The 18503-nt window shown below is 58.2% G+C and carries 19 protein-coding genes; 17 read left to right on the top strand and 2 right to left on the bottom strand.

Features of this window, described 5'->3' with window-relative positions; genetic code table 11:
• Positions 1 to 5: 5 nt before the first annotated feature.
• From HMPREF9166_RS09400 to HMPREF9166_RS09375, 6 genes are all read left to right on the top strand, one after another.
• On the top strand, positions 6 to 374 hold the full coding sequence (locus HMPREF9166_RS09400; RefSeq protein WP_009753783.1) for a nitrous oxide-stimulated promoter family protein: 369 nt from the start codon (positions 6 to 8) through the stop codon (positions 372 to 374).
• Positions 371 to 1318: an asparaginase gene (locus HMPREF9166_RS09395; RefSeq protein ID WP_009753782.1), complete on the top strand. Its 948-nt coding sequence runs from the start codon at positions 371 to 373 to the stop codon at positions 1316 to 1318. The genes HMPREF9166_RS09400 and HMPREF9166_RS09395 overlap by 4 nt, the downstream gene beginning before the upstream one ends.
• Positions 1319 to 1603: 285 nt before the next feature.
• Positions 1604 to 2536 carry an NAD(P)/FAD-dependent oxidoreductase gene (locus tag HMPREF9166_RS09390; protein ID WP_009753781.1) on the top strand — a complete coding sequence of 311 codons (933 nt, stop codon included), beginning with the start codon at positions 1604 to 1606 and terminating at the stop codon, positions 2534 to 2536.
• A 36-nt stretch (positions 2537 to 2572) separates the two neighbouring features.
• Positions 2573 to 2803, top strand: a complete 231-nt coding sequence (locus tag HMPREF9166_RS09385) for a glutaredoxin domain-containing protein (protein WP_006690279.1) — start codon at positions 2573 to 2575, stop codon at positions 2801 to 2803.
• A 10-nt stretch (positions 2804 to 2813) separates the two neighbouring features.
• Positions 2814 to 3050 carry a glutaredoxin family protein gene (locus HMPREF9166_RS09380; protein ID WP_009753780.1) on the top strand — a complete coding sequence of 79 codons (237 nt, stop codon included), beginning with the start codon at positions 2814 to 2816 and terminating at the stop codon, positions 3048 to 3050.
• 157 nt (positions 3051 to 3207) lie between these two features.
• Positions 3208 to 4599, top strand: coding sequence for a GntP family permease (locus tag HMPREF9166_RS09375; RefSeq protein WP_009753779.1), 1392 nt, complete (start codon positions 3208 to 3210; stop codon positions 4597 to 4599).
• A gap of 76 nt (positions 4600 to 4675) precedes the next feature.
• On the opposite strand, the gene HMPREF9166_RS09370 is transcribed toward HMPREF9166_RS09375, so the two are convergent.
• A complete protein-coding gene (locus HMPREF9166_RS09370; protein WP_039981323.1) occupies positions 4676 to 5935 on the bottom strand; it encodes a diaminopimelate decarboxylase in 1260 nt (419 codons plus the stop codon).
• Positions 5936 to 6116: 181 nt separating this feature from the next.
• Here HMPREF9166_RS09370 and HMPREF9166_RS09365 point away from each other — a divergent pair, with 181 nt between their 5' ends.
• From HMPREF9166_RS09365 to HMPREF9166_RS09340, 6 genes are all read left to right on the top strand, one after another.
• A complete protein-coding gene (locus HMPREF9166_RS09365; RefSeq protein WP_009753777.1) occupies positions 6117 to 7292 on the top strand; it encodes an ABC transporter substrate-binding protein in 1176 nt (391 codons plus the stop codon).
• Positions 7293 to 7358: 66 nt separating this feature from the next.
• The gene (locus HMPREF9166_RS09360) at positions 7359 to 8243 is read left to right on the top strand and encodes a branched-chain amino acid ABC transporter permease (protein WP_006690285.1); all 885 of its coding nucleotides are present in this window, start codon (positions 7359 to 7361) and stop codon (positions 8241 to 8243) included.
• 12 nt (positions 8244 to 8255) lie between these two features.
• The gene (locus tag HMPREF9166_RS09355) at positions 8256 to 9206 is read left to right on the top strand and encodes a branched-chain amino acid ABC transporter permease (RefSeq protein WP_009753776.1); all 951 of its coding nucleotides are present in this window, start codon (positions 8256 to 8258) and stop codon (positions 9204 to 9206) included.
• Positions 9206 to 9976 carry an ABC transporter ATP-binding protein gene (locus HMPREF9166_RS09350; RefSeq protein ID WP_009753775.1) on the top strand — a complete coding sequence of 257 codons (771 nt, stop codon included), beginning with the start codon at positions 9206 to 9208 and terminating at the stop codon, positions 9974 to 9976. The genes HMPREF9166_RS09355 and HMPREF9166_RS09350 overlap by 1 nt, the downstream gene beginning before the upstream one ends.
• Before the next feature lie 2 nt (positions 9977 to 9978).
• Positions 9979 to 10722, top strand: a complete 744-nt coding sequence (locus HMPREF9166_RS09345; protein ID WP_009753774.1) for an ABC transporter ATP-binding protein — start codon at positions 9979 to 9981, stop codon at positions 10720 to 10722.
• A 75-nt stretch (positions 10723 to 10797) separates the two neighbouring features.
• Positions 10798 to 11442 carry a CBS domain-containing protein gene (locus tag HMPREF9166_RS09340; protein ID WP_009753773.1) on the top strand — a complete coding sequence of 215 codons (645 nt, stop codon included), beginning with the start codon at positions 10798 to 10800 and terminating at the stop codon, positions 11440 to 11442.
• Between the two features lie 58 nt (positions 11443 to 11500).
• Here HMPREF9166_RS09340 and HMPREF9166_RS09335 read toward each other — a convergent pair whose 3' ends face one another.
• On the bottom strand, positions 11501 to 12538 hold the full coding sequence (locus HMPREF9166_RS09335; protein WP_039981725.1) for an FAD:protein FMN transferase: 1038 nt from the start codon (positions 12536 to 12538) through the stop codon (positions 11501 to 11503).
• A 174-nt stretch (positions 12539 to 12712) separates the two neighbouring features.
• Between HMPREF9166_RS09335 and HMPREF9166_RS09330 the strand changes: the two genes are divergently transcribed.
• The 5 genes from HMPREF9166_RS09330 to HMPREF9166_RS09310 all read left to right on the top strand — a co-directional run bounded on the left by HMPREF9166_RS09330 (position 12713) and on the right by HMPREF9166_RS09310 (position 18209).
• The gene (locus HMPREF9166_RS09330; RefSeq protein ID WP_009753771.1) at positions 12713 to 13093 is read left to right on the top strand and encodes a GtrA family protein; all 381 of its coding nucleotides are present in this window, start codon (positions 12713 to 12715) and stop codon (positions 13091 to 13093) included.
• Positions 13094 to 13412: 319 nt separating this feature from the next.
• The gene (locus HMPREF9166_RS09325) at positions 13413 to 15260 is read left to right on the top strand and encodes an FAD-binding protein (protein ID WP_009753770.1); all 1848 of its coding nucleotides are present in this window, start codon (positions 13413 to 13415) and stop codon (positions 15258 to 15260) included.
• 1 nt (position 15261) lies between these two features.
• Positions 15262 to 16218 carry a succinate dehydrogenase/fumarate reductase iron-sulfur subunit gene (locus HMPREF9166_RS09320; protein ID WP_009753769.1) on the top strand — a complete coding sequence of 319 codons (957 nt, stop codon included), beginning with the start codon at positions 15262 to 15264 and terminating at the stop codon, positions 16216 to 16218.
• Positions 16218 to 17087 (top strand): CoB--CoM heterodisulfide reductase iron-sulfur subunit B family protein, encoded by an 870-nt coding sequence (locus tag HMPREF9166_RS09315; RefSeq protein ID WP_006690294.1) that lies wholly within the window; start codon positions 16218 to 16220, stop codon positions 17085 to 17087. Before HMPREF9166_RS09320 ends, HMPREF9166_RS09315 begins: the two co-directional genes overlap by 1 nt.
• 354 nt (positions 17088 to 17441) lie before the next feature.
• Positions 17442 to 18209 carry a DeoR/GlpR family DNA-binding transcription regulator gene (locus tag HMPREF9166_RS09310; protein ID WP_039981321.1) on the top strand — a complete coding sequence of 256 codons (768 nt, stop codon included), beginning with the start codon at positions 17442 to 17444 and terminating at the stop codon, positions 18207 to 18209.
• Positions 18210 to 18503 lie beyond the last annotated feature (294 nt).

The raw sequence follows: 18503 nt of genomic DNA, 5'->3' as shown, positions 1-18503 counted from the left end.
GCTACATGGATACCGAAAAAAAACGCGCGATGGAAGCCGAGGTGATGTCGATGATGATCGGCATCTACTGCCGCGGACACCATCACGCGAATCGCAGTGCTGCATCTGAGAGCGAGCCCTCGCTCTGTCCCGACTGCCGCCGCCTCCTCACCTATGCCCGCAGCCGTATCACGGCATGCCCGCGCATGGATGTCAAGTCGTTCTGCTCTGCCTGTCCCGTCCACTGTTACAGCCGAGAAATGCGGGAGAAAATCCGTGAGGTGATGCGCTGGAGCGGACCTCGCATGCTCCTGCATCACCCGCTCATGACCCTGCATCACATGTGGATTGACTACCGTTCACGACGTCGCGAGAAAAAGGAGCAGCATCCATGAAAAAAATCCTGCTGATCGCCACGGGCGGCACCATTGCTTCGCGGGAAACGGAACACGGTCTGCGTCCCGCACTCTCCGCAGATGACCTGCGCGCTGCGATGGGCGTGAAAGACGCCGCCGTGGATACACTCGACCTCCTCGCCCTCGACTCGACCAACATCGCCCCGCCGCACTGGGAGCGGATCGCCCGGTGCGTTGCCGACTGTCGTCAGGCACACGACGGCATCATTATCTCACACGGCACAGATACTATGGCGTACACCGCCGCTGCCCTCTACTATATGCTCGAGCATATCGACCGCCCTGTCGTCCTCACGGGGGCGCAGCGGCCACTCGGCACGGCGGACTCGGATGCGGGGGCAAATCTGCGCCTCGCTGCACGCGCTGCGCTCAGCGGACATGCGGGCGTCATGATCGCGTTCGGCGGACGCATCATTCACGGCAACGCCGCAAAGAAAGTTCACTCCCTCGCCGACGATGCCTTCCGCAGCATCGGGCGTACAGAGATCGACCTCGATGCCGCGCCCGTCCCGCCATCTGCCCCCTTCTGTCTGCATGGGACACTGGAGCGGCGCGTCGCCGTCCTCCGTCTCTACCCGGGGATGTCCCCCGACGCCGTCACAACCTGCATCAAGGCGGGCTGCCGCGGCCTCATCATTGAGGGCTACGGCCTCGGCAGCGTCCCCACAGAGGATGCGGAGGCGAGCTTCCTCCCCGCCCTGCAGCTCGCGCGCGAGGCGGGCTGCACCGTCGTCCTCACAACGCAGTGCATTGAGGGCGGCGCGGACATCCGCCGCTATGAGGTCGGTGTGCGGGCGGCAGAGCTCGGCGCTCTCTCGGGCGGCACACTCCCCATCGAGGCACTCTATGCCCTGCTCCTGCAGCGTCTTGCCGAGAGTCCCGCGGGGACGCCGCTCACCTCTCTCGATGTAGCTGAGAAATAAAAAACGCTTACCCTAAAAAATTATTGAAAATTTTTCTCAAATACCTATTGATTTTCTTTCTCACATGTGCTATATTCTATACAAGCTTTCGTTGAGGAAACATCCTCGGATGTTTCCAAAGCTCTCCTAAAATATAATACACAGCAAAGATAGTCCACAGTGGAGTGTGGGCTATTTTTGTGTCATCTTTTAACAATGACTCTCCAAAAAACAGGAATACCCTATTGACAGCCATGCTATAATAAATCAAAAAGTCAATGTCGTGGATCACAGGGAGATGAAGCTATGGCAAAAGAACATATCGAAAAGGATATTATCATCATCGGTGCCGGCATGGCGGGGCTGACTGCCGCCCTCTATGCGGGGCGCATGAATCTCAGGACGCTCGTCCTCGAGAACTCGCTCGTCGGTGGTCAGATCGCCACGGCGGCGGACATCGAGAACTATCCGGGCTTCGAACGCGTGAGCGGGATGGAGCTGATCGGGACGCTCGAAAAGCAGGCGACGAATTTCGGTGCGGAGATTGACGAGTTCGACCGCATTGAACGCGTCGACCTCAAATCCACGCCGAAGATCGTGGAGACGGAGACGTACATCTACGAGACGCCCGTCGTCATCATCGCCACGGGCATGAACCGCCGCAAGCTGCCGCTGCCGCAGGAGCCTCACTACTTCAATCACGGTGTGCACTACTGCCACATGTGCGATGGGCACACGTATCAGGGCAAGGTGATCTCCGTCATGGGCGGCGGCAACGCGGCAGTCGATGCGGCGAATTTCCTCACGAAGTACGCCAAGCACCTCTACCTTATCCACCGCTCTCAGCTGCGCGCGGATAAGACCTCACAGGATGCGCTCTACGCCAATCCAAAGGTGACAGTGATGCTCGAGACGGAGATCACACATCTGAACGGTGAGGATCGGCTCACGTCCGTCGATCTCCTGCACAAGGATACGGGCGCGAAGGAGACACTGCCGGTCGATGCGATTTTCGTCAACATCGGCGTTATCCCGAATACGGAGCTCTTCAAGGGGCAGCTCGCCCTCACGGAGGCGGGCTACATCCCGGCGGGTGAGGACTGCCGCACGGAGATCCCGGGTGTCTTTGCCGCCGGCGATATCCGCGTCAAGGAGATCCACCAGCTGACGACCGCCGCCGCCGACGGCACGACCGCCGCCCTCCACGCGGAGAAGTATCTCGCGGCTTTGAAGAAGTAATGAACGATTTGATATAAACAACAAGGAGGAATTCCCATGATTCAGGTTTTCTCGTTCGACGCGTGCCCGTGGTGCACGAAGGCAAAGAAGTATCTCGACAAGAAGGGCGTCGCCTACAAGGTGCGCGACATTGAGAAGGAGCCCGCCGCCTACGACGAGCTCGTGAAGCTCACGGGCGAGGCTGCATGCCCCGTCATCCTCGCCGACAACGGTGAATACGTGCGCGGCTTTGATCAGCCCGCCATCGACAAGCTCATCGGCGCATAAGGAGGGCTTCATGGTAAAGGTTTACTCCATCACGGTCTGCCCGTGGTGCACGAAGGTGAAACACTACCTGAAATATCGCGGCATTCCCTATGAGGAGCATAACATCGAGCACGACCCTGCCGCCCTCGCGGAGTGCAAGGCGCTCTCCGGCGACACTATCGTTCCCGTGACGACGGCGGACGGCAAGGACTTCGCCCTCAGCTATGACCGCGAGAAATTGGACAAGATCCTCGGAATCACAGGATAAACAAGATAAGCAAAGACGACGGATGCAGGAAATTGCATCCGTTTTTTATTTTTTCACACTTGCCAAACGCTTCTCATAGGATTAAAATAAAACTGCATTGATATTTTATTTGAACGGGAACCGTTTTCTCGGTTTCTCGCAGTAAGGAGGTATTGCTATGACCGGATTACCGCTGATTTTCGCTTTTTGGCTGGCGATCGTCATCATGATCGTCATGATCTCAAAGCTGCGTATCCATCCGTTCATCTCCATCATGCTTGTCTCACTGGGACTTGGACTTGCTGCCGGCATCCCGCTTGTCGATCACAAACTCGAAAACGGAACAGTGCAGCATGGTCTTGCCACCATCATCGGACAGGGCTTTTCGGGGACCTTCACAAGCATCGGCATCGTCATTATCCTTGGTGCGATGATCGGTACCGTGCTCGAAAAAACGGGCGGCGCATTGAAGCTCGCAGACATGATGATCCGCCTCGTCGGCAAGACAAAGCCCGTCATCGCCGTACAGCTCATGGGCTGGGTCGTCTCCATCCCCGTATTCTGCGACTCGGGCTTTGTTATCCTGAGCCCCATCCGCAAGGCACTCGTCCGCCGCACGGCAGTCTCCGCCGTCGCCATGACATTTGCCCTGAGCTCGGGACTCTTTATCTCACACGTCTTTATCCCGCCGACCCCCGGCCCTATCGCTGCGGCAAGCACACTTGGCATCGGCGACTATCTCCTGCAGGTGATTGGGCTTGGTCTTCTCTGCTCGATCTTCCCGCTGATCGCAGGCTACTTCTATGCGCGCTGGATCGGCACAAAGGTACAGTCGAAGGACGAGGCGCAGCCCGATGAGGTGACGAAGAGCTATACGGCGCTCATCGCCTCCTACGGCAAGCTCCCCTCCGGGTTCAGCACGCTTGCCCCGATCATCGTCCCCATTGCTCTCATGGCACTGTCCTCCATTGTCACCATGGCGGGCGTGACCGGGCTCTCCGGCGAGGTCATCAGGTTCCTCGGCACGCCGATCATCGCTCTTGGCGTCGGCATGGTATTCGCAACGATGCAGCTCTTTTCCGTCGGACGCTCGGAGGAGTTCTACGCCATCTGCAATGACAGCCTCATGACCGTCGGCCCCATCCTCTTCATCACGGCGGCGGGCGGCGTGCTCGGCAAGGTAATTGCGACCTCCGACATGGTGAAATACATCTCGGCACACGCAGATGTGTTCGGTGGTCTGGGCATTTTCTTCCCATTCCTGCTCTCTGCGGTGCTCAAGACCGCGCAGGGCTCGTCCACCGTTGCCATGATTACGACGGCGGGCATCATCGCACCGCTGCTCACCGTCCTCGGCTTTGATACGCCGCTGCAGGCGACGCTCGTCTGCATGGCGATCGGCGCAGGAGCAATGACCGTCTCTCATGCGAACGACTCGTACTTCTGGGTTGTCTCCGAGTTCAGCGGTCTCACCCCCGATCAGGGCTACCGCGTCCAGACGATGGGCACGCTCGTCCTCGGCATCGCCGCCATGGTCGAGATCGCCCTCCTGAGCATGGTGCTGCGCTGACGCATAGAGAGAAATATTCATATAAAAAAGGCGCTGTACAAAGTTTTAGCTTCGTCAGCGCCTTCTTATTATGAAATTACTTGATCAGTGAGCCCTCGTATTTCAGCGTGGCGAAGTAGTCGTCGATGGTCTGCGGGCGTCGGATTAGCTCGATGGAGCCGTCCATACGGCGCAGGAGCTCCGCGCAGTGGAGCTTTGCGTTGTAGTTGAACCCCATCGCACTGCCGTGCGCCCCCGTGTCGTGGATGATGAGGATGTCTCCGATGTCGATTTTCGGCAGGGCGCGGTCAATAGCAAATTTATCATTGTTCTCGCAGAGCGAGCCCGTCACATCATAGACGTGGTCGGCAGGTGCATTCTCCTTGCCGAGGACGGTAATATGATGGTAGGCGCCGTAGATCGCAGGTCGCATGAGGTTCGCCATGCAGGAGTCGAGGCCGATGTACTTCTTGTACGTGTCCTTCTCATGGAGCACGGTGGAGACGAGCCAGCCCGCATCACCCGTGATGCCGCGTGCACTCTCCGTACGGATGCCGACATCGCCGAGCCCGGCGGGGCGCATGATCTCATTATAGAGCCTTTCGATGCCCGCACCGACGGCGTCATAGTCGATGCCGTCCTGCTCGGGGCGGTACGGGATGCCGAAGCCGCCGCCGAGGTTGACAAACTCAACGTGGATGCCGAGTTTTTCCTTCAGCTCCGCCGCCAGCTCGAACATGAGACGTGCCGTGAGGAGGAATGCCTCCGTGCGCAGCTCGGCAGAGATCACCATCGTGTGCACGCCGAACCGCTTCACGCCCATCTCAAGGGCGCGCCGATAGCCCTCGAACATCTGCTCACGCGTGAGCCCGTATTTTGCCTCGACGGGCTTTCCGATAATATCGTTGCCCTCGACGAGGTTGCCGGGGTTGTAGCGGAAGCAGAGGAGGTTCGGCAGGCCGGCGTGCTTCGCCATATAGTCAAGGTGACTGAGGTCATCGAGGTTGATGACGGCACCGAGCTCGATCGCCTTCTGGAACTCCTCATACGGCGTATCGTTCGAGGTGAGCATGATCTCCTCGCCCTTGACGCCCGCTGCGGCAGAGATGATGAGTTCGGGGGTGCTGCTGCAGTCCGTGCCCGCTCCGTCCTCATGCAGAATCTGGACAATGCGCGGATTCGGCAGTGCTTTTACGGCAAAGTGCTCACGGAAGCTCGGCGCCCATGCGAATGTCTCGCGCAGACGGCGGAAGTTCGCACGGATCTTTGCCTCGTCGTAGAGATGAAACGGGGTCGGGTACCGCTCGATGAGACGCAGCGTCTCCTCCTTCGTGAGCGGAAATTTCTTCTCATTCATATTATTCTCCCTTGGTGTAAATCCCTCTTCCCCCATAGCTGTGAGAAAGATATATATATGAAGTTCCGTTATTATAGCAATGAAAAATCCTCTCTGTCAAATGTATCCCTTGACGAACGGCGTGCGCTCCCGTATAATGTGGACTATATTTTTCATAGGCATTATCTAAGGGGGTATATCCATGAGATTCGGAGGAAAAGCCTTGCGTCTTGCCGCTGCACTCGTCGGCACGGCTCTTCTTGGCTCGGCACTTGCCGGCTGCGGAGGAAATACGGCAAACTCGGACGAGATCCGCATCGGCGCAAACTTTGAAATGACCGGCAACACTGCGAACTACGGCACATCGACGCTCGAAGGGCTGAAGCTCGCGATCAAAGAAGCCAATGATGCCGGCGGCATCAATGGCAAAAAGATCACCCTCGTTGAGGCGGACAACAAGTCCGAAGCGGCAGAGTCCGTCAATGCAGCGACAAAGCTGATCTCCGATGATCATGTCCGCGCCATCGTAGGCCCTGCGACAACCGCAAACGTCATCGCCGAGTCACAGATTGCGGCGGACAACAAGATCCCCGTCATCGCCCCGGATGCAACGGCAGTGGACGTCACGGTCGAGAATGGTCAGGTGAAGCAGTGGATCTTCCGCAGCTGCTTCATCGACCCGCAGCAGGGCGATGTCATGGCGAAGTTTGCCCTCGATACACTGAAAGCAAAGACGGCGGTCATCTACCTCGACAATTCGACGGACTATTCCAAGAGCCTCGCACAGGTCTTTGAGAAGGTCTTCACCGCCGGCGGCGGCAAGGTGCTCATGACCGAGGCATTCCTGAGCAAGGATCAGGACTTCAAGGCGACGCTGACGCGTCTGCGCGAGGCGAATGCAGATGTGATCTTCGTCCCCGCCTACTATGAGGAAGTCGGCAAGATCGTCAAGCAGGCGCGTGAGATCGGCATCACAGCACCCATCATCGGCACGGACGGCTGGGATGATCCAAAGGTCGCCGCACTCGCAGGAGCGGATGCGCTGAACAACACGTACTTCAGCACACACTACTCCGACAAGGATGAGTCAGTGCGCCCCTTCATCGATGCCTATCAGAAGGAATACGGCCACATGCCGAACGTCTTTGCTGCCCTTGGCTATGACGCCGGCAAGCTGCTCGTTGATGCGCTGAAGCGTGCAGGCTCCGACGATCCCGAGGCGCTGCGCAAAGCCCTCGAGGAGACAAAGGACCTCATCGTCGGCACGGGCACGATCACGATGGATGCAAACCACAACCCGATCAAGCAGGCAGTCATCCTCGAGAATAAGGATGGCGACCGCGCGGTGGTCGCAAAGATCATGCCGAGCGCAAACTAATCTGCACAGAAACGTTCAAAGAGCCGCATCCTGCGGCTCTTTTCATCATCTCAGGGAGGTTTTTCTATGGAGGTACTGCAACAGATTCTGCAGCAGCTCATCAACGGGATTTCGCTCGGCAGCATCTACGCGCTGATCGCTCTCGGCTATACGATGATCTACGGCATCATCAAGCTCATCAACTTCGCCCATGGCGATATCTACATGGTCGGGGCATACCTCGGCTTCTACGCAATCACGCTCGGAATCCCCGTTGTGCCGGCGATTCTCATCTCCATGGCGGTCACGTCCCTGCTCGGTGTCGTGGTGGAGCGGCTGGCCTACCGTCCGCTGCGCCACGCGCCGCGCATTTCCGTGCTCATCACGGCAATCGGCGTGTCCTTCCTCCTCGAGTACGTGATGATGGCGATTGTTTCACCGACGCCGCGCACGTTCCCCGCCACACTCAGCGACGTGTCGTTTGACCTCGGCGGGCTCATCATCAGCGGCCAGCAGATGCTCATCATGGGCGTCACCCTCCTGCTGATGCTCATCCTCACCTACATCGTCCGCTCGACAAAGATCGGCAAGGCGATGCGTGCCGCCTCCTACGATACGGAAGCGGCACAGCTCATGGGGATCAATGCGAACCGCATCATCTCGATCACGTTTGCCATTGGCTCGGCGCTCGCCGCTGTTGCGGGCGTACTCATCGGCATCTACTACAACTCGATCGATCCGCTCATGGGCATCATGCCCGGCATCAAGGCGTTCGTCGCGGCGGTGTTCGGCGGCATCGGCATCCTGCCGGGCGCCGTCGTCGGCGGCATCGTTCTCGGCATTGTCGAGGCGTTTATCTCGGGGCTCGGCTTCTCCATGTTCCGCGATGCAGCGGCTTTCGCCATCCTGATTCTCGTCCTGCTCATACGCCCTGCGGGCATCTTCGGCAAGAATGTTAAGGAAAAGGTCTAAGGAGGGGTGACGATGAATCCATCAACGAAAAATGATCTCAAAATGCTCGTCTTTGCCCTCATCATTTACGCCGTCATCATGGGGCTGACGAGTGCGGGGATGCTGAACGCCTTCTGGCAGCTCAATCTCATCTTCGCGGGCATCAACATCATCCTTGCGGCGAGCCTCAACCTCATCAACGGCTACACGGGACAGTTTTCCCTTGGGCACGCGGGCTTTATGGCGATCGGTGCCTATGTCGGCGTCGTGCTCACAACGAATTTCCACCTGCCCTTTGCGGCAGCACTCCTCGCGGGCGGCGCTGCGGCAGGACTGCTCGGCGCACTGATCGGTCTGCCGACGCTGCGTCTGCGCGGCGACTATCTCGCCATCGCGACCCTGGGACTTGGCGAGATCGTCCGCATCATCATCATCAACGTTCCCTATGTCGGCGGTGCGGCAGGATTCAAGGGCATCCCGCACCTCACGAACTTCACATGGGTGTTCTTCCTCATGCTGGCCACGCTCTGCATCATCAAGAACTTTGTGAACTCCCGCCACGGCCGTGCCTGCCTCGCCATCCGCGAGAACGAGATCGCGGCGGAGTCCATGGGCATCAACACGACGAAATACAAGGTGCTTGCCTTTACCATCGGCGCATTCTTTGCGGGCGTGGCGGGCTGCCTTTTCGGGCACAACATGTACATCCTCAGCCCCGCATCCTTTACCTTCATGCAGTCGTTCAATATCCTCATCATGGTCGTCATGGGCGGTCTCGGCTCGATGACGGGCTCGATCGCGGGCGCACTTGTCGTGACCTTCCTCTCGGCGGCTCTCGCGAGCTTCCCGAATGCGCGCATGATCATCTATGCGCTCGCGCTCATCCTGCTCATGTTCTACCGTCCGCAGGGCCTTTTCGGCTACGTTGAGGTCACGGCGATGCAGCCGCTGCGCCGCTTCTTTCGGAAGGGAGGAGAAGCATAATGGCAAAAAACCTGCTCTCAGCAACGGATGTCTCCATGGTCTTCGGCGGACTCAAAGCGGTCGCCGACTTTAACATGCACATCAAATACGGTGAGCTGATCGGACTCATCGGACCGAACGGCGCCGGCAAGACCACTGCGTTCAATCTCCTCACGGGCGTCTACCATCCCACGACAGGCGAAATCCTATTCAAGGACAAGAGTATCGTCGGACTATCTCCCTACCAGATCACGGCACGCGGCATCGCCCGCACGTTCCAGAACATCCGCCTCTTTGGCGAGCTCTCCGTCCTCGACAACGTCAAGATCGCCTATCACTGCCACATGAACTACGGTCTCATCGAGGCGATACTGCGCGTCGGACGCTATCGCACGGAGGAGGATAAACTCACAGAGGAGGCACATCGTCTGCTCGAGATCTTCCATCTCGACGGCATGGCGCAGGAGAAGGCGAAGAACCTCCCCTACGGAGCACAGCGCCGTCTCGAGATTGCACGTGCCCTCGCGGCACAGCCGTCCCTCCTGCTCCTCGACGAACCGGCGGCAGGCATGAACCCGCAGGAAACGATCGAACTCATGGAGATGATCCGCTGGGTGAAGAAGGAGTTCGGCATCACGATTCTCCTGATCGAGCACGATATGTCACTTGTTATGGGCATCTGCGAGCGCATCTACGTGCTCGAGTACGGCGCAATTATCGCAAACGGCACGCCGGACGAGATTCAGAAAAACCCCGAGGTCATTCGCGCGTATCTGGGGTCGGAGGAATAATCATGGCAAACGAAACAACACAGCCGCAGAACGGCACCCCCATACTCCGCATCGCGGATCTCAACGTCTACTACGGTGCGATCCACGCACTGAAGGGCATCTCGCTTGAGGTGCATCAGGGGGAGATCGTCACCCTCATCGGTGCGAACGGTGCGGGCAAGTCCACGACGCTGCGCACGATCTCGGGGCTGATCGCTCCGAAGAGCGGCGCCGTCGACTTTGAGGGACAGGGCATCGCGGGGCTCGGCGCCCACGACATCGTACGCCGCGGCATCTCACAGGTGCCCGAGGGGCGGCGCATCTTTGCCGATATGACCGTCCTCGAGAATCTCGAACTCGGTGCCTTCATCCGCAATGACAAGGACGGCATCGCGAGCGACATGGAGATGGTCTTTACGCGTTTTCCTCGTCTGAAGGAGCGCATCTCCCAGCAGGCGGGCACGCTCTCGGGCGGTGAGCAGCAGATGCTCGCCATGGGACGCGCACTCATGAGCCGTCCGCGTCTCCTGCTCCTCGATGAGCCGTCGATGGGGCTTGCGCCGCTCCTCATCAAGGAAATCTTCTCCATCATCGTTGACATCAACAAGGCGGGCACGACCATCCTGCTCGTCGAGCAGAACGCCAATATGGCGCTCTCCATCGCGAACCGTGCCTACGTTCTCGAGACGGGACGCATCACGCTCTCGGGCTCCGCAAAGGATCTTGCTGCGAGCGAGGAGGTACGCAAGGCCTATCTGGGCGGATAAGAAAAGAAGGAAAACACGCCCTAAAGCGCGAATATTACAGTAATATACAAATTCATCCCTGCAAGGAGGAGCATTATGTTTGTTGCCAACTGCATGACCAAGAACCCCATCACCATTGCCCCCGATGTGGGAATCGACGAGGCGGCAAAGATCATGGACAAGGGGCATTTCCGCCGCCTGCCTGTCGTCGAGCACGGAAAGCTCGTCGGCTTCTTCACAAACCGCGACCTCCTGCGTGCCTCGCCTTCGGCAGCAACCACGCTCGACCGCTTTGAGCTGCGCACCCTGCTCTCGAAGATCAAGGTCGCCGACGTCATGCAGAAGAACGTCATCACCGTGACCGACACAACGACGATCGAGGAAGCGGCGCTCATCATGGCGCGCGAAAAGATCGGCGGCATGCCCGTCCTCTCCGAGATCGGCAAAGTCGTCGGCATCATCTCCTCCACGGATATCTTCCGCGCCTTCGTCACCATCATGGGACTCGACAGCGGCAAGACGCGCCTGACCATCGCGGTCACCGACCGCAAGGGCGTCCTCCGCGACATTGCCACCATACTCGCCGATCTTGATATCAGTATCGACAGCATGGTCACCATCCCCCAGCCGAGCGGCACCTACGACATCATCATCCGCGCCGACATACCGGATGTGGAGACAGTCAGGGAGCGTCTCGCGGCAAAGGGCTTCAACGTCAGCCACGTCACACAGATCGGGTGACCTTCTCTGCAGCAAAGGCCTGCCTTCGGAATACGCTTCCGAATGGCAGGCCTTTTTGTCACTCGATCACATGTCCATCTGTCCCAATCAAGATGAGCTGTGCACCCGGAATCTCCGAGAGGAGGCTGCGCCCACGCTCCGCGCCCATGACGAAGATTGCCGTCGAGAGCATATCCGAGAGCTGTCCCTCATGCCCTGCCCACGCGGTCCCCTCCATCGCATTCTGCGGCAGAATGACGGTGACGGACGCGAGTCCCGTCTCTGCGGGACAGCCCGTGCGCGGGTCGACGAGATGGTGATACCGCCGCCCCTCGCAGAGGAAATACCGCTCATCGTCGCCCGATGTGGAGAGCATGGCATCCGAGAGCTGCGCCGCCGCAGCGAGATCGCTGCGGCTTTCCCCGCGCGGATTGCGGATGCCGATATGCCACGGCTCCCCCTCCGCATTCACGCCGCACGCGAGAATCGAGCTGCTGCCGAGATCGGCGAGCCCATTTTTGATGTCTGCATCTTGCCATGTGCTGTGGATGCCATCGAGTGCCAGGCCCTTGATCAGTGCACCGCGGTCGATCTTCATCCCCGCGCGCAGAAGCCGTACCTCCGGGTGCTCTCCATCATCAGCGGCACGCTCTCGCAGCTCAAGCGCATGCCAATCGACGTGTGCGCGCGCCGCGGCGACCTCCTCCGCCGTCGGCGGATACTGTGCGGCACGCGCCGCATCCCACAGCTCCGTCAGCGTGCCCGAGGTAATATCAAACGCACCGTCCGACTGCCGCGCCATCTCCTGCGCAAGGGCAAGCGTCTCATAGAGCCCGGACGGCACCTCCGTCCATCCCCCCGTCCCTGCCGCCGCCTCCACACGGGCGAGCACCGCACCGTCCGCATCCTCCTCCACCGCAGTAAGTACCGCCATCCCGTCCCGCAGCGCCGCCTGCGACGTGATCTCATCCGCACGCACGGTCAAACGTGCCACCGTCCCCATCACGATCCGCGTCTCCTCCGCTGTCACATCCCCCCCGCACCCGCCGAGGAAGAGCGCCATGCCGAGCAGAAGAACAAGGGGCGACTTGAACAACCGGAAAAACTTTTGTATCATATATAGGATTCCTTTCTTCAGCGGCGATATCGTATGATCATCCTTCTGCACCAATATATCGAAGCAAGAGCGCACCATGTTCCTAAGTGAACCTTAGCAGAGCAAGTGCCTCTGTGCAGCATGCAGAAACAGCAGACGATATTCACGCCGCAGTTCAATCCTCCGAGGTGACCCATGCCATCCAGATTTCATGAAATTCTCCGTTTCCTCCTCGTCGGGGGCGGCTGCTTCCTGCTCGACTACGGGCTGCTCTACATCCTCACAGAGTATGCAGGGCTCTACTATCTCCTCTCGTCGGGGATCTCCTTCAGCATCTCCGTCTTTGTCAACTATCGTCTCTGCCTCATCTACGTCTTTCATGGCGCATCCGCCGAAACGCACCGCGCGAAAATTCTCTTCTTCGGTTCGAGCATCGCAGGACTTGCCCTCAACCAGCTCCTCATGTGGGGGCTCGTCGACGGACTCAGCGTCTACTACATGCTCGCCAAGATCATTGCCGCCAGCATCGTCACCGTGTGGAACTACGTCCTCAAACGCCGTGCCCTGCGCAGCTAAGGAAGTACTGATATCACCTGTATTCTAGCAACATCCCGCGCGCTGCGCAAGCACGGGAATGCCGGCATACTGTCAGTTCTGATGCAGCAGCACACACGCAGCCTCCGTTCACAGCACGCCCGCCACCGCATAGCCCCCTCCCCCGCTTCGTCAGGGGAGTTTTTTTGTGCCATTTTAGCCCTTATACTCCGCAATATTCAGTAAAGTACTTCTTTTATCCAAAAAGAAGGAGTTCTTTCTCCAAGAACGAAATAGGAACCTATTATAGGATTTATTTATAATTGAAATAGATTCTATGTATCATTAGGAGGGAAAAGCAATGGCAATGGAAATCTCACGCCGCACCTTTATCAAGGGAACAGCAGCGGCGGGCGTTGTCCTCATGTCCGGTGCCTATCTCGGCTGCGGGGGAAAGAACATCCCGGAGCAGGTACGGCGCGGCGACGTGACCTATGACGTGCTCGTCATCGGCAGCGGCGGTGCAGGGATGCGTGCAGGACTCGCGGCAGCTCAGAACAAGGATCTGAAAGTCGCTGTCCTGACGAAGCTCGTCCCGACGCGCTCAGCATCGACGATGGCACAGGGCGGCATGAACGGCGTGACGGGCGTCACCGACCCTAATGACAGTATCGAGTCGCACACATTCGACACGATCAAGGGCGGCGACTATCTCTGTGATCAGGACGCAGTCGAGTATTTCGCAGAGAACGCGGGCAAAACCATCTTCGAGATGGACTACATGGGCTATCCGTACAACCGTCAGAAGGATGGTCACTTCCATCAGCGCAAGATGGGCGGCTCATCCTATCCGCGTGCAGCATACTTCGAGGATCGTGCGGGACACGCCATGGTGCACGCACTCTTCGAACAGTGCCTTGCACACAATATTGATTTCATCTCCGAGTGCCAGATGCTCGAGATCAGCATGACGGACGCCGGCAAACTCGCGGGCATTGTCGCGATGGATATGCGCTCGGGCGACCTCATCGGCATTCCCGCGAAGACGATCATCATTGCCACAGGCGGCTACGGCCGTGCCTACTGGGTGCGTACCTCCAATCCGTACAGCTCGACGGGCGACGGCATCGTCGCAGGCATGAACGTCGGGATCCCGTTCAAGGATCCCGAAATGGTGCAGTTCCATCCGACAGGTCTCTCCGTCAACGGCGTTCTGCTCTCCGAGTCCAGCCGCTCCGAGGGCGCACAGCTCTTCAACAAGAACGGCGAACGCTTCATGTCGAAATATGCCCCGGAGAAGATGGAGCTCGCGACGCGCGACATTGTCGCACGCGCCATCGCCACGGAGATCGAACAGGGACGCGGCATCGGCGAGGGGCTGACCGCCGGCGTCTACCTCGACTTTACAAAGATCCCGCCCGAGCGCATCCACGAACGCCTCGGGCAGGTCTACGACCTCGCAAAGCGTTTTGCGGGCGTTGATATTACGAAGGAGCCTGTCCTCATCAGCCCGACCTGCCACTACTCCATGGGAGGCCTTGAGATGGCCGACTACAAGACGGGCGCGACGCGCATCCCCGGCATCTTTACGGCGGGCGAGTGCAGCTGCGTCTCCGTCCACGGTGCGAATCGCCTTGGGGCAAACAGTCTCTCCGAGGTGCTCGTCTTTGGCAAGACGGCAGGCGAGGGTGCCGCCGCTTACGCCAAGGAACACAGCTACGAGGGCACACAGGATCAGCTCGCTGCAGCGTGCACGAAGTGGAAGGATCACTTTGACAAGGTGACCGCACGTCCGCACACGACGAACCGCACGGTTCCCGAGATCCGCGATGCCATGGTCAACACGATGTGGTACAAGGCGGGCGTGTTCCGTGACGGTGCGCAGCTCGAAGCGGCATCGAAGGAACTGCGTGCGCTCGAAGAGGACTACAAGAACTGCTATGTCGGCGACAGCTCCCATGTCTACAACACAGCATTCGAGCAGTATGTCGAGCTCGGCAATCTCCTGCAGATCTCCCATGCCATCGTGCAGGGCGCGGCGGCACGCAAGGAGAGCCGCGGCGGACACTCGCGCCGCGATTTCCCGAAGCGCGACGATGTGAACTTCCTCAAGCATACGCTGATCTACAAGCAGCCCGACGGGAAGTACACGGCGGAGTACAAGGACGTCGTCATCACGAAGTATCCGCCAAAGGAAAGGAAGTATTGACATGGACGCAACACTCAAAATCCATCGCTATGTCGAGGGCAAATCGTGGGTGGACACGTTCACCGTGCCGCGCTCCACAGGACTTACTGTTCTCGGCGCACTGACCTACATCAAGGAGCAGCAGGATCCGACGCTCTCCTTCACCTGCTCCTGCCGTTCGAGCATCTGCGGCGCATGCGCCGTGCGCGTCAACGGCAACGCCGAGCTCTCCTGCGAGGTGCTGATTGACGACCTCACGGCACGCTATCAGAGCGACGAGCTCACGATCGAGCCGCTCGGCAACTTCCGCGTGATCCGCGACCTCATCGTCGACTGGGATCCAAAATACGCGCGCCTCAAAAAGGTAAAACCCTCCCTCCATCCGAAGGACGAGTTCACGGCGGAAACGGGCTGTCTCCAGTCCCCCGAGGACTTCAACAAGTACAAAAAATACGCAGGCTGCATTCTCTGCGGATCCTGCGTCTCCGAGTGCAACAAGAACACACTGAATCAGGACGACTTCCTCGATCCCTTTGCCTTCGTCAAGGCGGAGAAGCTCGTCGCCGACTCGCGCAGCAAAAGCCCCGAGGAGCATCTGAAGGCCGTCATCGAGGCCGGGCTGTGGCGCTGCTTCAACTGTCAGGAGTGCACAGCAAAATGTCCGAAAGGGCTCGACCCCGCCGGTGCCATCGAGAAGCTGAAGGCGGAAACCTTTAAGCATCACCTCGACGACAACGTCGGTGCGCGCCACGCAAAGGCGATCTACGATGACATCCAGACCTCCGGCACGCTTGACGAGTCGAAGCTCAACATCAAATCCGAGGGATACCTCATGTCGAGCCTGCGCCTGCCGATGGCACTGCGCCTCATGAACGTCGGCAAGATGGATCCGCTCGCCAAACATCCCATCAACCCCGAGATCAAGACCATCGACGCCATTGTCAAGGCGGCGGAGAACGCCGATAAGGAGGACGCATAATGAAATACGCACTATTCCCGGGCTGCGTCCTCGACGGCGCGGCAGCCGAGGCATATACCTCGCTCAAGAAGGTCTGCGAAAAGCTCGGCATTGAGATCGAAGAAATCCCGAACTGGACGTGCTGCGGCGCATCCCACGGGCAGGGCGTGAACGACCTCGCCATGCTCGCCATAAACGCACGCAACATCTCCATCGCAGAGAATATGGGACTCCCCATCCTCACTGTCTGCAACACCTGCACGCTGCAGCTGCGCACGGCAAAATACCGACTCGACCATGAGCCGGGGCTGAAGGACAAGGTGAATGCCATCCTGGAGGAAGCAGGTCATCCGTACGCATATCAGGGGACGAGCGACATCACGCATTTCCTCTGGGTCCTCGATGAGCATCCCGAGGTGCTCGACGGAAAGATCACGGACGCACTGCAGGGGACAAAGGTCGCCTGCTACTACGGCTGCCACATTCTGCGTCCGAAACCGCAGATGCACTATGAGGAAGGCGACTATCCCGAGTCCTTCGAGCGTCTCGTACGCCGCCTCGGGGGGGAGCCCGTCTGGTTCGATGCGGGGCGCAAGTGCTGCGGCTTCCACGCACAGTTCACCGCCGAGCACGACGTGCTGACCGTCACGGGACAGATCGCCGCAAGTGCGGCACACGCAGATGCCGATCTCATCGCCACCCCATGCCCGCTCTGCCAGATGCAGCTCGATATGTACGGACCCGAGGGACGCGACGCGGTCCGCGGTGAGACCGACATGCCCATCCTCCACCTGCAGCAGCTCGTTGGGCTCGCACTCGGCATGACACAGGAAGAGATCGGTTTCAATCGCCACGTCTTCGGACGCGATAAGCTGAAAGTCGGTGCGTAAAGCATCTTCTTTCGATTAGTAAACAGAATGGTTTTTTTCGAATAAGAATTCCCCCGATCAGATACGTCCTACTGCGATATCAACATTGTATACAGGACAATGGAAATCATCGTGATCGGGGGATTTTTCTTGTTATTCCCATATAATCATAATTTAATACTACGAAATGCAGGAATTTGTTTATTATAATAGAATATAAATGGTGATTTCACTCCTATAAATTTAATTCAATAGATAAAATTGTCTTGCTATTTTGTCTGTTTTGCGTTACACTGAATGCAAAGGATGGACGCTACATTGAATCGCAGATATATGAGCGTTTCTATTTTCATCTGCGTAAAGGGAGTGAATATCATGTTTCTGGAGGAGCGTCAAGAGCTCATCGTCCGCATGGTGGAGCGTGACGGCAAGGTTAAGGTCAAGGAGCTCAGCGCCAAATTCAAAGTCACCGAGGACTGCATCCGCAAGGATCTCGGGTCACTGGAGCGGCAAGGACGCCTCAAGCGCACCTACGGTGGTGCCGTGAAACTGACCCAAAGCGTTCACATGATCGAGGTAAGCCGTCATCGTCACATGGATGTCGAGGCAAAGCGGCGCATCGCGCAGGCAGCTGTCTCTCTCATCCATGACAAGGATATGGTCTTCCTCGACGTGTCCACGAGCAACCTTGCCATTGCAGAACTACTCATGAAGAGCGACCGTGATTTGACCGTTGTCACGAACATGGTCGATGTGCTCGGCGTCCTGGCACGCAATCCCCGCATCGAGCTGATCTTTGCAGGCGGGCAGATCAACCGCGGACGTGACGGATTCTGGGGCGGTATGACGCAGGACTTCATCGGAAAGCTGAAGCCCGATATTGCCTTTGTCGGCGCCGTCGGCGTCAACGTTAAGGCAAACAGTGTCTCCACCTACGACATCGACGACGGACTCAACAAGGCAACCATTATCGCACGCAGCAAGCGTTCCTACGTACTCGCAGAGGCGCGCAAATTCGCTGCGGACGGCAACTATGACTATGCACCGCTCAATTCCCTGTCGGGGTTTGTCACGGATACGGAGCCACCATCCGATATTTGTGCCGCTGCCGCAGACCTGGGGGTTGATGTCGTACTTCCGTAACATCTCTCATTGATCGGACAGAACCGAGACGGGCTTGCCGTCTCGGTTTTCTTGTGCGAAAATATAGGAAACACTGATAAAATGAGGTCTGCCAGATTGGCGTAGATTTTTTCGTCCGAACGAGGTGGAAAACCGGACGCAGAGTGGTGCTCTGTGGAGGATTTTCCGCCGAAGTGCGGGCAAAAAAGATGCGTCAAGATGGTTGTACCGAATTTATCAGTGCTTCCTATAGTTACTGTGCGTGCTCCTCACAAACACTTCGCTGCAGAGTAAGTGAGCATGATCGAAAGGGCG

The organism is Selenomonas sp. oral taxon 149 str. 67H29BP, from assembly GCF_000146365.1.
Lineage (GTDB): Bacteria > Bacillota > Negativicutes > Selenomonadales > Selenomonadaceae > Centipeda > Centipeda felix.
Note: the sequence above shows the minus strand (reverse complement) of the source record. Positions and strands in the feature narration are given on the sequence as shown.

Excerpts from the sequence above, each read along its gene's own strand:
- HMPREF9166_RS09400 (WP_009753783.1), top strand. The coding sequence starts at position 6 with ATGGATACCGAAAAAAAACGCGCGATGGAAGCCGAGGTGATGTCGATG.
- HMPREF9166_RS09395 (WP_009753782.1), top strand. The coding sequence starts at position 371 with ATGAAAAAAATCCTGCTGATCGCCACGGGCGGCACCATTGCTTCGCGG.
- HMPREF9166_RS09390 (WP_009753781.1), top strand. The coding sequence starts at position 1,604 with ATGGCAAAAGAACATATCGAAAAGGATATTATCATCATCGGTGCCGGC.
- HMPREF9166_RS09385 (WP_006690279.1), top strand. The coding sequence starts at position 2,573 with ATGATTCAGGTTTTCTCGTTCGACGCGTGCCCGTGGTGCACGAAGGCA.
- HMPREF9166_RS09380 (WP_009753780.1), top strand. The coding sequence starts at position 2,814 with ATGGTAAAGGTTTACTCCATCACGGTCTGCCCGTGGTGCACGAAGGTG.
- HMPREF9166_RS09375 (WP_009753779.1), top strand. The coding sequence starts at position 3,208 with ATGACCGGATTACCGCTGATTTTCGCTTTTTGGCTGGCGATCGTCATC.
- HMPREF9166_RS09370 (WP_039981323.1), bottom strand. The coding sequence starts at position 5,935 with ATGAATGAGAAGAAATTTCCGCTCACGAAGGAGGAGACGCTGCGTCTC.
- HMPREF9166_RS09365 (WP_009753777.1), top strand. The coding sequence starts at position 6,117 with ATGAGATTCGGAGGAAAAGCCTTGCGTCTTGCCGCTGCACTCGTCGGC.
- HMPREF9166_RS09360 (WP_006690285.1), top strand. The coding sequence starts at position 7,359 with ATGGAGGTACTGCAACAGATTCTGCAGCAGCTCATCAACGGGATTTCG.
- HMPREF9166_RS09355 (WP_009753776.1), top strand. The coding sequence starts at position 8,256 with ATGAATCCATCAACGAAAAATGATCTCAAAATGCTCGTCTTTGCCCTC.
- HMPREF9166_RS09350 (WP_009753775.1), top strand. The coding sequence starts at position 9,206 with ATGGCAAAAAACCTGCTCTCAGCAACGGATGTCTCCATGGTCTTCGGC.
- HMPREF9166_RS09345 (WP_009753774.1), top strand. The coding sequence starts at position 9,979 with ATGGCAAACGAAACAACACAGCCGCAGAACGGCACCCCCATACTCCGC.
- HMPREF9166_RS09340 (WP_009753773.1), top strand. The coding sequence starts at position 10,798 with ATGTTTGTTGCCAACTGCATGACCAAGAACCCCATCACCATTGCCCCC.
- HMPREF9166_RS09335 (WP_039981725.1), bottom strand. The coding sequence starts at position 12,538 with ATGATACAAAAGTTTTTCCGGTTGTTCAAGTCGCCCCTTGTTCTTCTG.
- HMPREF9166_RS09330 (WP_009753771.1), top strand. The coding sequence starts at position 12,713 with ATGCCATCCAGATTTCATGAAATTCTCCGTTTCCTCCTCGTCGGGGGC.
- HMPREF9166_RS09325 (WP_009753770.1), top strand. The coding sequence starts at position 13,413 with ATGGCAATGGAAATCTCACGCCGCACCTTTATCAAGGGAACAGCAGCG.
- HMPREF9166_RS09320 (WP_009753769.1), top strand. The coding sequence starts at position 15,262 with ATGGACGCAACACTCAAAATCCATCGCTATGTCGAGGGCAAATCGTGG.
- HMPREF9166_RS09315 (WP_006690294.1), top strand. The coding sequence starts at position 16,218 with ATGAAATACGCACTATTCCCGGGCTGCGTCCTCGACGGCGCGGCAGCC.
- HMPREF9166_RS09310 (WP_039981321.1), top strand. The coding sequence starts at position 17,442 with ATGTTTCTGGAGGAGCGTCAAGAGCTCATCGTCCGCATGGTGGAGCGT.